Origin of the sequence: Lysinibacillus sp. FSL K6-4013 (genome assembly GCF_038630435.1) — a bacterium.
GTDB classification, from domain to species: domain Bacteria; phylum Bacillota; class Bacilli; order Bacillales_A; family Planococcaceae; genus Lysinibacillus; species Lysinibacillus boronitolerans.
This window is the reverse complement of sequence record NZ_CP152031.1, coordinates 1,951,028-1,963,953: the sequence shown is the minus strand read 5'-3', so window position 1 is coordinate 1,963,953 and position 12,926 is coordinate 1,951,028. Positions and strand designations below refer to the sequence as shown.

The 12,926-nt window shown below is 42.3% G+C and carries 16 protein-coding genes and 1 pseudogene; all 17 read right to left on the bottom strand.

Annotated features, from left to right (window positions below; genetic code table 11):
- Positions 1-39: 39 nt before the first annotated feature.
- The gene (locus tag MHB39_RS09460) at positions 40-432 is read right to left on the bottom strand and encodes a BMC domain-containing protein (protein WP_036081613.1); all 393 of its coding nucleotides are present in this window, start codon (positions 430-432) and stop codon (positions 40-42) included.
- Positions 422-691 carry a EutN/CcmL family microcompartment protein gene (locus MHB39_RS09455; protein ID WP_004228986.1) on the bottom strand — a complete coding sequence of 90 codons (270 nt, stop codon included), beginning with the start codon at positions 689-691 and terminating at the stop codon, positions 422-424. The genes MHB39_RS09460 and MHB39_RS09455 overlap by 11 nt, the downstream gene beginning before the upstream one ends.
- A gap of 210 nt (positions 692-901) precedes the next feature.
- Positions 902-1,540 (bottom strand): annotated as a pseudogene (locus MHB39_RS09450) (phosphate propanoyltransferase); the annotation flags it as partial.
- A gap of 16 nt (positions 1,541-1,556) precedes the next feature.
- The gene (locus MHB39_RS09445; RefSeq protein WP_326141473.1) at positions 1,557-1,832 is read right to left on the bottom strand and encodes a BMC domain-containing protein; all 276 of its coding nucleotides are present in this window, start codon (positions 1,830-1,832) and stop codon (positions 1,557-1,559) included.
- 18 nt (positions 1,833-1,850) lie between these two features.
- Complete coding sequence (gene fabG / locus MHB39_RS09440) at positions 1,851-2,621, bottom strand: 3-oxoacyl-ACP reductase FabG (RefSeq protein ID WP_342546456.1); 771 nt, start codon at positions 2,619-2,621, stop codon at positions 1,851-1,853.
- Between the two features lie 30 nt (positions 2,622-2,651).
- Positions 2,652-2,942 (bottom strand): BMC domain-containing protein, encoded by a 291-nt coding sequence (locus tag MHB39_RS09435; RefSeq protein WP_333004509.1) that lies wholly within the window; start codon positions 2,940-2,942, stop codon positions 2,652-2,654.
- 15 nt (positions 2,943-2,957) lie between these two features.
- Positions 2,958-3,578, bottom strand: a complete 621-nt coding sequence (locus MHB39_RS09430) for a hypothetical protein (RefSeq protein ID WP_342546454.1) — start codon at positions 3,576-3,578, stop codon at positions 2,958-2,960.
- Positions 3,579-3,583: 5 nt separating this feature from the next.
- Positions 3,584-4,198 (bottom strand): phosphate propanoyltransferase, encoded by a 615-nt coding sequence (gene pduL / locus MHB39_RS09425; RefSeq protein ID WP_342546451.1) that lies wholly within the window; start codon positions 4,196-4,198, stop codon positions 3,584-3,586.
- Between the two features lie 16 nt (positions 4,199-4,214).
- Positions 4,215-4,496, bottom strand: coding sequence for a BMC domain-containing protein (locus MHB39_RS09420; protein WP_004229005.1), 282 nt, complete (start codon positions 4,494-4,496; stop codon positions 4,215-4,217).
- Between the two features lie 14 nt (positions 4,497-4,510).
- Entirely contained in the window at positions 4,511-5,992 is a 1,482-nt protein-coding gene (locus MHB39_RS09415) for an aldehyde dehydrogenase family protein (protein WP_342546449.1), read from the bottom strand.
- A 15-nt stretch (positions 5,993-6,007) separates the two neighbouring features.
- On the bottom strand, positions 6,008-6,298 hold the full coding sequence (locus MHB39_RS09410) for a hypothetical protein (protein WP_004229009.1): 291 nt from the start codon (positions 6,296-6,298) through the stop codon (positions 6,008-6,010).
- 4 nt (positions 6,299-6,302) lie between these two features.
- Positions 6,303-7,046, bottom strand: coding sequence for an HAD-IA family hydrolase (locus MHB39_RS09405; RefSeq protein ID WP_333004505.1), 744 nt, complete (start codon positions 7,044-7,046; stop codon positions 6,303-6,305).
- 20 nt (positions 7,047-7,066) lie between these two features.
- Positions 7,067-8,476 (bottom strand): ethanolamine permease, encoded by a 1,410-nt coding sequence (gene eat, locus MHB39_RS09400; RefSeq protein WP_342546445.1) that lies wholly within the window; start codon positions 8,474-8,476, stop codon positions 7,067-7,069.
- Positions 8,477-8,501: 25 nt separating this feature from the next.
- Positions 8,502-9,521, bottom strand: a complete 1,020-nt coding sequence (locus tag MHB39_RS09395; protein ID WP_016994597.1) for a phosphotransferase — start codon at positions 9,519-9,521, stop codon at positions 8,502-8,504.
- Between the two features lie 43 nt (positions 9,522-9,564).
- Positions 9,565-10,830 (bottom strand): aminotransferase class III-fold pyridoxal phosphate-dependent enzyme, encoded by a 1,266-nt coding sequence (locus MHB39_RS09390; protein ID WP_036081301.1) that lies wholly within the window; start codon positions 10,828-10,830, stop codon positions 9,565-9,567.
- Positions 10,831-10,843: 13 nt separating this feature from the next.
- Positions 10,844-11,635, bottom strand: coding sequence for a DeoR/GlpR family DNA-binding transcription regulator (locus MHB39_RS09385; RefSeq protein ID WP_036081304.1), 792 nt, complete (start codon positions 11,633-11,635; stop codon positions 10,844-10,846).
- Positions 11,636-11,954: 319 nt separating this feature from the next.
- Positions 11,955-12,905: a stalk domain-containing protein gene (locus MHB39_RS09380; RefSeq protein WP_279494649.1), complete on the bottom strand. Its 951-nt coding sequence runs from the start codon at positions 12,903-12,905 to the stop codon at positions 11,955-11,957.
- Positions 12,906-12,926: the final 21 nt, after the last annotated feature.

The following is a 12,926-nucleotide window of genomic DNA, read 5'->3' as shown; positions in this document are numbered from 1 at the left end:
CCCTCCTAACGACATAGATTCATTGCTAAAGATCCACGACTACTTATCTGCCTGCTCATCCTCTACAAGCTTTGTTTGTTGAGGCTTCTGGCGAGTGCTTGTTTTTTTGGCTGCTGCCTCCGTCGCTTTTGTCGGCTGTGTTTCATCAATAATCGCTGTGAATACTTCATTGGCTGCTCGTGGTATTACATGTGCGCTTAGTAGCTTGCTCGTTCGCGTCGCTGCCGCTTTGCCAGCATCAACCGCAGCCTGTACTGCCCCAACATCTCCCTCAACAATAATGGTTACGATACCACCGTCTACTAGCTCCTGTTTCACTAATTGGACATTGGCTGCTTTTAGCATGGCGTCCGCAGCTTCAATGGAGCCAATCAAGCCATATGTTTCGATCATTCCTATCGCTTCTGTCACTGTGCTCACCTCACGATTCATCTGTGCCATCAATAATGCCAACAACAATGGCATCAATTGGACAAATACTGGTCGTAGAAAAACTTCGTACGGCAGCACTGCCCATTGTTAAAATGACGTTATCCCCTACACCTGCACCTATACGATCTGCAGCAACAATTTGTTCATCACTTAGTTGACCATCCAGCTTTATTGGCTGGATAATGAGTAATTTCAATCCCTGTAGCCCTTCCTCTTTACGTGTTGCCCAGATATTTCCGACCACTGTTCCTATCCGCATACATCCTCATCCTTTTTCGTGAAACTGAAGGTCAATTTCTAATTTTTCCACGGCCTCCTTCGCCAGTGCCGTCAACCTTGCCTCTTTAGGAACTATCACTGTCTCACCTTGATAACGGCTTACATCATTTGCCGTTATAAACCTGTGGTTAATTTCAATTGGAGGACTGTCGATGTTATTGAACGGCTCTCCTGCCATCTTGCATGTTATAATTGTACCTGTTTCGCCCTGTTGGATGAAGCCTGCGTTTGCTTCATCTGTATCAATATGCATTTCTAATTGATAGTGATCAGCCACACGAATTTTCACTTACTCAAAGGTAATAGGACGTCGACCTTGCACCCTAACGGAGACATATTGACCGTTTTGAACCCCTAACTGCTGTGCATCAGCAGGTGCCATATGAATATGTGCTTGTGCTATAATGACGCCCTCTTGTAAAATCAAACTTCCCCTGGGTCCTACCAGTATACAGCTAGCTGAGCCAGCAATTTCTCCCGATTCACGCAATGGTGGTTGAATTCCGAGGGCAATGGCATCTGTATGACTAATTTCAATTTGTGTAAAGTTACGAGCTGGACCTAATACACGTACATTTTGGATGCTTCCTTTTGGTCCCACCACCTGTAGCGTTTCATGTGCTGCAAACTGACCGGGTTGAGCTAACATTTTTTTTACACTTAGTGAAGCACCCTTGCCAAACAGCTGCTCGACATGCTCTTGTTGTAAATGAATATGCCTTGCAGAGATACCTATAGGGATTTCATTAAGTGTAGGAGCTGCTTGTTTTTTAGGTAATAATTCGGCTATGACATCATTAACAATTTGCATTACCGCTTGTTCATTCATATAGCCACCTCATTCATTATTGCACTTTTAGAATCGCTTCCAATTCTGCATGTGGTCGCGGAATCACATGTACAGATAGTAGCTCTCCAACACGTTGTGCGGCTGCTGCCCCTGCATCTGTTGCAGCTTTCACAGCTCCGACATCTCCACGAACAAGTACAGTGACAATACCGCCACCCACATGGACTTTACCAACAATATTGACATTGGCAGCCTTGACCATCGCATCGGCCGCTTCAATAGAGCCCACTAAGCCCTTTGTTTCAATCATTCCTAATGCGCCTAAATTCATCTTGTATCCCTCCTTCTCTTAAAATGCCTCTGCATCTTCAGGTAATGTTTGGCCACCATCAATAATGATCGATTGACCCGTAATAAAGCCTGCCTCCTTGCTACTAAGGAACAATGCAGCGTACGCTATATCCTCCACACGACCAAGGCTGCCAAAAGGAATCGCCTTCGCCATCTTCTGTAGATAGGTTTCACCAAGCCCATCTAAGCCTTCTGTTGCAATATTTCCTGGTAACACGGCATTGACCGTAATATGATAGGGTGCTAATTCAAGAGCCGCAGTTCGCATAAATCCTAATTGAGCTGCCTTACTTGCGGCATAATGCGTCCATCCAGCATAGCCAGTCACTGGACCCGTGATCGACGAGGTAATAATGACCCTGCCAGCATTCGCTTTCTTTAAATGGGGCACGCAAGCTTTGACAGCAAACATTGTTCCTCTGGCATTGACATTTAATACCTGATCCCAATGGTCAGTCGTCATGTCCTCTAGTTTCATAGAGGGAAAAATACCAGCATTGGCACATAAAATATCGATGGAACCAAAAGAGCTAGCAACCTCCGTAGCCATGTGCTCAACAGATTCATAGTTTTCAACATCAACAGTGGCAGCAGAAGCTGAGAAGCCTTGCGTTTGTAATTGATTTGCTAAATCTGTGGCAGCTTCCATACCTCTTGCCGCAATCACCACATGTGCGCCCTGTTCCGCAAATACGGTAGCAATCCCCTTCCCAATTCCTTTACTACCACCAGTAACTATGACAACCTTCCCCGTTAAATCGACCTTCAACTCGTTCCTCCACCTTTCCTTTTATTCATTTTAAGTACTTGGCTTTTTCGCAATTTCTGTTACTAATTCATTCACCGCAATATCTGGCCGTAAAATAGTCGAAGAGGCAATCCATTGGTTGGCTGCTTTAGCTAGTTGTGTGCCAATAGCTATCGCTTCCTGAATGGCCGCTGTGTCCCCTTCAATGGCAATGGTTACGAGAGCCAAATCGATGGTTTCTTGTCGAAGTATTCGAATATCCGCTGCTTTGAGCATAGCATCTGCGATCTGTATTGAAATCGCAAGCCCTCTTGTCTCCACAATACCAATCGATTTCATCATGTAACAACACTCCTGCTAATATCTTTGTATCGTCATCCCTTTTTCCTGAACCATTTCTTGTGCTAGTGGTGTAAGTTTTGTATGGGCAGGCAGTGTCAGCTGTTGTCCCTTGTACGATTGAAGCATCTCTGCTGTTACATAGTTTGCCTCTATACCCGAATGAGTAGGTTCCTGTTGCTGCTTTATAAATCGAATAAGCTGTGCAAATAACTGAATGTCACAGCCAAACTCCTTTAAGCGCTCTATATGATGCAGCAACATTTTCATGTAAGGATTTGGTTCCTTTGCTGTGACAACAGCAGATAATTTTTCATTAGGAATTAAAATTGCTGTTTGATTGCTAACCAGCAATTCAGACAGGTACAAGGCTGCAGGTGTACTAGGCAAGCCTTGGGCACTGCTGACGATAAATGCTTGATCCACTTCGAGAAAAACAATAGCATCGTAGAATAGCTGAGTGTGACTGGTGGTATCATTTGCCTGCCACTCCTCGACATGGCAATAGCTTTGTAATACGTCCACCTGTTTCTTAGAAATGGCCGTATGCGAATGGACAAGCAAAAGTCTTTTATGCTTCGTATCCATCATCGATGTGACTACTTCTTCGATGATTCTCTGTAATTCTTTTATATCCATACGTGTCACTCCATTTTGATAAGCTTGCCAATTGAATGCTGTTGAAGGGCGGCGGCATTCGCTTCATCTGTATCTACATGCATCTCAAGAACGAATGCTGGGGAAACGCGTATGGCCACATTCATTAATCGTAGCTGACGTCCATCCCCACAGATTTCAACCGTCACGATTTCCTTATCTTGGACATTGAACACAGCAGCATCGGTTACAGCCATGTGGATATGTGCTTGTGCAATAATCAATCCTTGCTTTTTATGGCGAGTTCCATGAGGTCCAATCAATGTGATTGATTCAGATTTTTCTAAGTCGCCTGACATACGAATCGGTGGTGTTACACCCAGCTTGATGGCATCCGTTTGACTGATTTCGATTTGGGTTGCAGTGCGAAATGGGCCTAAAACCCGAACCTTGTCAATTTGGCCTTTGGGTCCCTTAATCGTTAGAACATGCTGTGAAGCAAATTGACCTGGGTGGGAAAGTTCCTTCCATTTCTGTAACGCTGCGTCTCTACCAAATAAATAATAGAAATCCTCCTCATTAACATGACAATGACGGGCAGAAATCGCAATCGGGATACTTTGATTTGTAACTTCAGTGACATGTATTTGATTGTTTGTCATCACAATCCCTCACTTTTCACTTAGGTAAAATTGCGTATAATTCCGAATGAGGGCGTGGAATAACATGTACCGATAATAGCTCACCTACTCGACGTGCGGCCTCAGAGCCTGCATCCGTCGCTGCCTTGACTGCCCCGACATCACCTGTCACCAGCACCGTCACAATGCCGCCACCAACATGTACTTTCCCTACAATATTGACGTTTGCTGCCTTCACCATGGCATCTGCCGCCTCAATTGATCCGATTAAGCCTCTTGTTTCAATCATGCCTAAAGCTCCATTTATCTCTACGCTCATTTCCTTTTCCTCCTCTAATTACTTAGCTTTGTGAGTACTTCCTCTACAATCTTTTCAATGGACAACCTGTCAATAGACACCCCTTCAATTGCTTGCATCGCTGGAGCCTGTATATTTTGTGGATGCTGTGGGGGAGGAATCGTTAGTGCCTTCACACCATAGGCCACTCTTTTTTTATTTAATAAATGATGTGCAGAAATATTATCACTCGTAATATTTCCCCCATAGGCCCCACAGCCCAATGTAAAGGAAGGCGTTAAACTTGTCGTACCGCCTGCAGCCCCAACAGATGCTAAAGTATTGACTAATATTCTGGACACGGGCATTTGAGCGGCAAACTGCTTAACAAAATGTTCATCCTGTGCATGAATAGCCAGGCTATGTCCTCTCCCTCCAACGTCAAGCAAGCGACGGCAAATCTTTACGGCTTCTTCCTGAGAACGAGCCGTATAAAGACCTAGGATGGGAGAAAGCTTTTCCATGGAAAATGGATACTCCTTCCCAATCTGATGTTCCTCCGCGACTAATACGCGTGTATGCCGAGGGACATCAATATTGGCCATATGGGCTATTACGGTTGCTGGCTTCCCGACAATTTGGCTATTTAATGTACGAGCTACTGGTGAAATCACCTTTGCTAATTTTTCCTTGTCCTGCCCACTTAGAAGGATGGCCCCATTTTCTGCTAAAGCAGCCATCACCTGTGCTTTGACCTCCTGATGTACGACAATAGCTTGTTCTGTGGCACAGATCGTACTATTATCAAATGATTTACTATCGATAATTTGCTTCATTGCCTCGTTCACATTTGCTGTGCGATCAATATAGACAGGAACATTCCCAGGGCCAACACCATAGGCTGGTTTCCCTGAGCTATAGGCAGCTTTGACAAGCCCTGCTCCACCAGTTGCTAAAATGAGCTGTACATCACGATGATGCATAAGTTCCTCTGTTCCTTTTATTGTTGGATGGCTAATCCATTGAATAAGTCCCTCTGGTGCTCCTGCATGAACGGCTGCCTGCTGACAAATTTTCAATGCCTCGATAGTGCAGTTGACTGCTGTTGGATGAGGACTAAAGACAATGGCATTTTGCGCCTTTAGGGCAATTAGCGTTTTAAAAATGGCTGTAGCAGTCGGGTTCGTAACAGGTGTAACTGCCGCAATAACACCGAATGGATAAGCAATTTCCACCTGCCTTGCTACCCTATCCTCGTGTATAACGCCAATTGTCTTTTCATGCCGAATGGCTTCATAGACACCTTGAGAAGCCAACTCATTTTTTATTTTTTTATGTTCAATAATGCCCATCTTTGTTTCCGTAACAGCTAATACAGCAAGATTTTCTGCCTGTTTATAAGCAGCTTGGGCAATGGTCTCTACAATTCGATCGACCTGCTCTTGCGTAAAGCTGGCATACATTTTTTGCGCAATCGAAGCGGCAGCTATTCCGTCTCTTGCCTCTTGTATCGAAACCAAATCTTGGTCTCTCACCATATGACGAACCTCCCGTCATGTAAATTTTTTTAGGGCAATTAAGTCGCTCGAATTAGCTACAGAGACAGTGCCTGATGATTGCTGGTGCAGACTTTGCCAATGCTGTAATTCATGCGTAGATAATGCTACATATGCTGGGGCAGTTGTTTGCTGCGTCTGATGTTGGTTTTCTTTTATTAATCGAAATGATTGCCATTCCTGTAATTCCTCATTTGATAACGTTTTAGAAGCTTGTTCAGGCTGAGAGCCTTGCGTTAGTTTTTCCAATACCAATTCAGTAATCTTGGCAATTAGCTGATTGTCCATATGCTCACTCCTTTTCGATTAGCATGGTGAGAACAGATTCGTCATACGCTTCAATAATTGTGGTTGCATCAGGTAAATAATCCTTTGGGTATGTGGCTTTAGGAATGATGCCAATTGAAAAGCACATGCCAGCATTTTTAGCAAAGAGCATATCTGCATTCGAGTCGCCAATCATCACGGCTTTCTCAAGTGATACGTGAAATTGTTCCTTTGCCACATACGCTAAGTCTGGGAAGGGCTTACTGGACGTAGCTTGGTCACTTCCTAGAACGAATTCAAACAAAGCTATTAACTCTAGCTGTTGTAAATGTGATTTGGCTCGTGCCGTTTGATCAGCTGTAATCACCCCTAATTTCATCCCTTTATTTTTTAAGGTGATTAAGAGATTACGAATACCTGGTAATGCCTGTACCTTGCTATTTTCCTGCTGTGATGTGGCCAAGTTGGAAGCTGCTCTCGCAAGTGTTACCCCTTTGCTCCAGGGGATTCCCTGCTGATAGAGTAAAAATGCCACGATCGTCTCAGCTTCTTGTATACTTCCAATGGCTAGAGGACTCGTTGGGTCAATCGTTGTTCCATTGTCATTAACCCCTATGTTTTTTAAAAAAGTTTGTAAGGAAAAACAGATTTCTAAGTCTGAATTTTCAGTTAAATTAGCATATAAATTTTTGGCCCAAGCAATCCATAAAGAATCCATTTCAATGATTGTTCCATCCTTATCAAAAATGACCCATTCCACTTTTGTCATAGGAAAACCCATCCCTTTATTTATTCTCGTATAGCCTCTATTGGCGATACTGGTGCTTGCACCTCTACCTGCACCGTAGCAGCATCCTTCGCAAAGCGTTCCTCTGGTGCATCCTCGTTAATATGGTGTCTTGCCCACACCCAATAATAGATCGTTGCCACAGCAAAAACAGCCAAACAAACGATGAAAAAAGTCAAATTCGCAAAGAAGCTCGCAAAGATAGCAATGACGGCTAGCACAAGTGAGACAATAGGCGTAAATGGATACAGTGGTGTCTTAAAGGTACGCACTAAATGAGGTTCTTTTTTACGCAAAATCAACACCGATAAATTCATCGTAATATACGATACTAATGCCCCAAATGTAGAAATTAAAATTAAATCATCTGGATTAAATAAAATGACTAACACTAACCCGATAAAGCCTGGCAAAATAATGGCCATATAGGGTGTCTGACGCTTTTTATGCATCTTCGATAACATGCTTGGCAAATAGCCTGCACGTGATAAAGCATAGACCTGACGAGAGTAAGCCAAAATCACACCCGAAAAGCTTGCAATTAGTCCTACTAAGCCAACAGATGCTAAAATCTGCGCCAACCAATACGTATTTCCAAAAACAGCGGCAATCGCTGCTGGCAATGGATCTTCAGCAACCGTCATGACATCGATGCCAGCTAGCCCAATGGCAACAGTTGTTGTCAAAATGGATAAAATCAGCAAGGTCACCATACCTGAAATTAACCCCTTCGGCATGTCCTTCTGCACATCTCTCGTCTCCTCCGATAACATAGGCAACATCTCGATTGCTAGGAATAGCCACATCGCATAGGGCAATGCTGACCAGATGCCTTTAAATCCACCTGGTATAAGATCGCCATTCTCAGGGAATAAATGGCCCACATTAATTTGCGGTAAACCAACGAAATACATTAAGACTAGTAAGCCTAAAGCGATAAAAACAAGCACCATTTCGACCGTGGCATATTCTTTAATGCCAATAATATGAACCCCCATGAACAGAGCATACATAAAGGCAGCTGCCATCACTGTCGGTACGGCTGGAAACAAAAAGCTGATATAGCCCCCAATACCAATCGCGATAATTGGTGCGGCAATGACATATTGCAGCACGACACCAACCCCTGTAATAAAACCGATATAACGCCCCATCGCCCGTCGAGCAAAGGAGTAAGGTCCTCCTGCATAAGGTAACATCGTCGATAATTCAGAAATACCTAAGGTCATCGTTAAATACATAATCGCCATAAATAATGTGGCAATGAGCATTCCTAAAAAACCAGATTGACTTAAACCAAAATTCCAGCCAAAGTAGTTACCAGAAATCACAATGCCGACGCCAATTGTCCATAAATGGATGGGTGTAAGGGCTTTCTTTAATACGATGATTTCATCCTTTTTCGAAGACATGTTATTCGCCACCTTTTATCGTTATTTAGTTGTTACGGTCTTGATACTTTTCTACATAGGCTTTCACTAATGCATCACTTTGAAGGGTGTAATTTTCACCAAGTAAGCGCGTTGTCTCATTATCACGACTACCAATCCATGAAATAAGCTGTAGTCTTCTCATTAAAATAAAAGTTGGGATCATCTCTTTTTCTTCGTCTGTTAATAACCGAATTTTGCTATAGCCCTTAACCCATGAAGCGATCAACTCATCAAGATACGGCAGATGCTCAATAAAGCTCACTGATGTGGCTAAATCATATAAAAACCACCCAAAACCACAATCATCAAAATCAATCACTTTAATTTCATCACCATCGATGAGTAAATTAGCTAAGCGCAAATCCGCATGGATAAGGCCAAATCGTGTTTTATCTTTTCCAAATGCCTCAAGCCTCTTTTGAATGATATGTGATGCTTCCTCATATAAAGCGATTCGTGCAGGGGTCATTCCAAGTCCATCCTGCCATCTCGCCCATTTAGGAGATTGACCTAGAATCGTGTCATAGTCCCATGTCATGCGCTGAAAGGCTTGGTAATAATCATGCTGCTCGATTGTATGTTGATGGAACATGGCTGTAATTTCGCCTAATGTTTCAAATTGCTGAATTAAGTCATCTTCATTATTCTCATCAGGAGCAGTGCCCTCCAAAAATGTAAATAATGTGCTATAATAGATCGTGTCATTATACGAATGAGCATGTACGTAGTCACCGTCATCTGCTCGCATCGGTAATGATACATCAATAGGAGATTGCTCATGGAGCGAGTTTAACCAGGCAATCTCCGCTTCGATTTCCTCTTTTTTATGGTAATTTGGACGGCTAATCCTCAGAATATATTTTTCGCCCTGCCCATCTTCTACGAGATACGTCGCATTTTCGGAATAATCAATCATTTTACACGATGCTTCTAGTAAACAACTAAACTCCTTTAACGCATCATTTGCTGCTTGATGAAAGTTGGAAAGGACCAATTCTAAATCTATGAAATTCATTTGACCCATCTAGAAAACCCCCTGTTTACTAAATTGACAAGCTTTCTTCCCTTTAATAGCGTGCAAATTTTACAAGCTGTGCTGCCTCTTTAATGCCAGCCTCACATTTTTCAAGCAATTCATCACAGTACGCTTTATCACATAATAGCCCTGGCTTAAATTGCAACACACGTGTATCCAGCATTGAATAAATGGCCCATACACCATGTTTGTACAAGGAGCTCATCACATATTTAGCCCCTTCAGGATGATTAAACTCTAGGCCCATGACAACGCCAAGCTGACGAATGCCCACAAAGAAATCAGGATATTGTTGTTGAATACGCTCTAAGCCACTTCGTAGATAACGAGCAACATATTCTACATTCTTTACTACTTCAGGACGTTGGGAGATTTCTAATACTTTCATCGCCACTACACAACCAAGCTCTGCTCCACCAAATGTAGAAATATGGGCTAGTCCATCTTCTTCCATCCAGCCGCCTGCTCGTTCATTGACCACTGTAGCTGCAATTGGATAGATACCGCCACTTAGACCCTTTGCTGTCACCAGAATATCTGGTTTCACGCCATAATGCTCAATTCCCCACAGCTTACCTGTTCTCATCAAGCCCGTTTGCACCTCATCTGCAATATATAGTGCCCCGTATCGTTCACAAAGTGACTTGACATCCGCCAAGTAATTAGCAGCTGGCAAGGGGAAACCATACGTCGCAGGAATAGTCTCGATAATTACGCTAGCTACATCCCCTCTAGCAAGCTCTCGTTCCATTGCTGCAAGATCATTGAATGGTACGTGCACAAATTCGTGTGGACTGCCCTCACTTAAAAATGGTTTTGAATAGCGTTCATTGCCAAGCGAAACCGCAAGACCTGTGTGTCCATGATATCCATTTTTAATGGAAATCGTTTTCTTGCGTTTTGTAGCATAACGAGCACACTTTAAGGCAACATCAATTGCTTCACTTCCACCACTAGAGAAAATAGAATATGTTAAGCCTTCTGGTGTGCAGGCTGCTAATTTTTCAGCTAATTGTGCACGTGCAGTAGATGGAAAATGATGATTGCCAATGTCAAAATAATTGGTTCCTTCCACCAATGCAGCAATGACTTCTGGATTACGATGGCCAAGGTTATACGTTCCGCCATTGAGATGCGCATTCATTAATTTTTTGCCATCCACATCGTAGAAATAATAGCCCTCTCGTTTCCCGATAACGACATCGACTCCATCGATTTGCCACTGTTTCGTTTTTCCTGGATTCCACCAGTCAATTGATTTTTGTAAGGTTGCCTGTTTATTTGCAAAATAGTCCATAGTTTCCACCTTCCTATACATTGACGTCATCCAACATTTCACCTGCAATGAATAACTCCACTTTTTTCTGCTGTAATCGTTCCTGCCATTGTGTGGAGCTCTTTTGATCTGTAATCACCATCGAAACGTCCTCTAAATGACAAATATGTGCAAATGTAGAGACACCAAATTTCGTATGGTCTGCTAAAATAATCGTATTTTCTGCCCGTTCGATTAATTTCTTTGACATCGCTGCGCCCGTAATATCATAGTCAGTAATACCATCCGCTAACGAAATCCCGCCTGCAGCAACAAAGGCTTTATTTGCCTTTAGTTGATTAAAAAATAATTCAGCTAATGGACCACCCATAAATTTTTGACGATGTTCATATTCTCCTCCCGCAAAGAGTACCTTCCCTTGAAAGCATTCTGCGGCTAATGATAAAACGGGGAGCGAATTTGTGACGACAATGACGTTGGGCTTATCACCTAAATAACGAACGATTTCATAGGCTGTTGTACCATGACCGATAAAAATAACATCTCCGTCTTCCACAATATTTGCAGCAGCCTTGCAAATCCTTCTCTTCTCTATATTGTTAAGTGACGTTTTCTGTTCAAAGGTCCTCTCATACTTTTCCTTTGCCTTCACAGCCCCCCCATAGACTTTGTGTAGAAGCCCTTCCTTCTCCAATCGATCCATATCTCTACGTATAGTCTCGCCTGATACATTTAATAGCTGCTCTGCATCACTTACCTTCACTTTTCCTTCTAAATCTAAAATATCTAAAATTACTTTTTTACGTTCCTCAAACGAAAGAGACATACATCATCACTCCAAACACAAAGTTAAATCCAACAAAATCCACAAATCCAACACTTTATTTCTGTATTCATGTGGATTTGTTTTGAATTTTAAATAATAGTTCAACAATTATCAATACTCTGAATTTTATTTCCTGTATTATTTTTTCTCTTTAAAGCAACATATTTCTCCAAAGTGCAGAATTAAGACTCCACAAAAAACCAATTTCCATTTGCTTCAACTGCTCTTAAAAATCTTTTTCAAAATACTTTTCTACAACACTATTTTTCTCCATGAAAAAACCCCTTTATGGCAGAAACCATAAAGGGGGATGACGGGATTATTTTGTTAATTCCTCTACAAATTCAACAGGTACATATGTTTTGCCAGATTCTAATAAAGCTGGGGCTACTTTAAATTGGCGAAGCGCTTTATTATAACCATATTCTTTTTGACCTCGCGTAATTGTATACGAAAGGGCTCCTTTTGAAACAATGGCACCTTTTGGCGTTACTTCTACTTTAAAGCCTAGCTTTTCAGCAATTAAGCGTAACGGCACCATTTTTGTCCCATCTACTTCGTAAAAGTCTTTATTGATAATTTCTTGAACCGCTGAATCCACTGGTGCTGGTTCTGGGGTCGGAGCTGGATCCACTTCAACAGGCTCTTCCTTCTCAATCGTATCTAATACAATTACTTTTGAAGGCGGTGTTTGAGCAGGGATGCTCATCGTTGCAATTGTGTAGAACACGACTAAATGCTGCTCTTTTAAATCGTCTACTTTGACAGCTTTGCCAGTAGCACTTGCTAGCTTCGTGTCTTCCCCAACATTTAACTTGAGGTTATTTTCAGTATCCACTAAATCTTTATTGAAGAAATCCACTTCCACGCTACCCATTTCTTCTGTTTCTACAATGATTACTTCTGGGTTGTATTGTGGTGGATAAATCGCAAGCATCGGCTTCTTGGCATATGAGTAAGCTGACACCTTATCTCCTTTTTGAAGCTTGGCTTCTTTTCCCATATTGTCAAAAACTAATGAGTCTTTATTGGCAATCACAATATTTGTATTGTCACCATCAACCACTGTATAGTATGTGGCATTTTCACGTACTTCTACGTTTTCAACTGTACCTGTCACTTTAATAAAAATAGGCTGCACTTGTTGCTCCGAAGTTTCTGCGTTAATCACAGTAGCCTCTCCTTCGTTCGCTGATGCAGTTGGAGCTCCAATCGCGCCCCCTAATAATAATGCTGACATAGCAAATGGTACGACTTTCGTCATTTTCATACAAAAAGCATCTCCTTCATT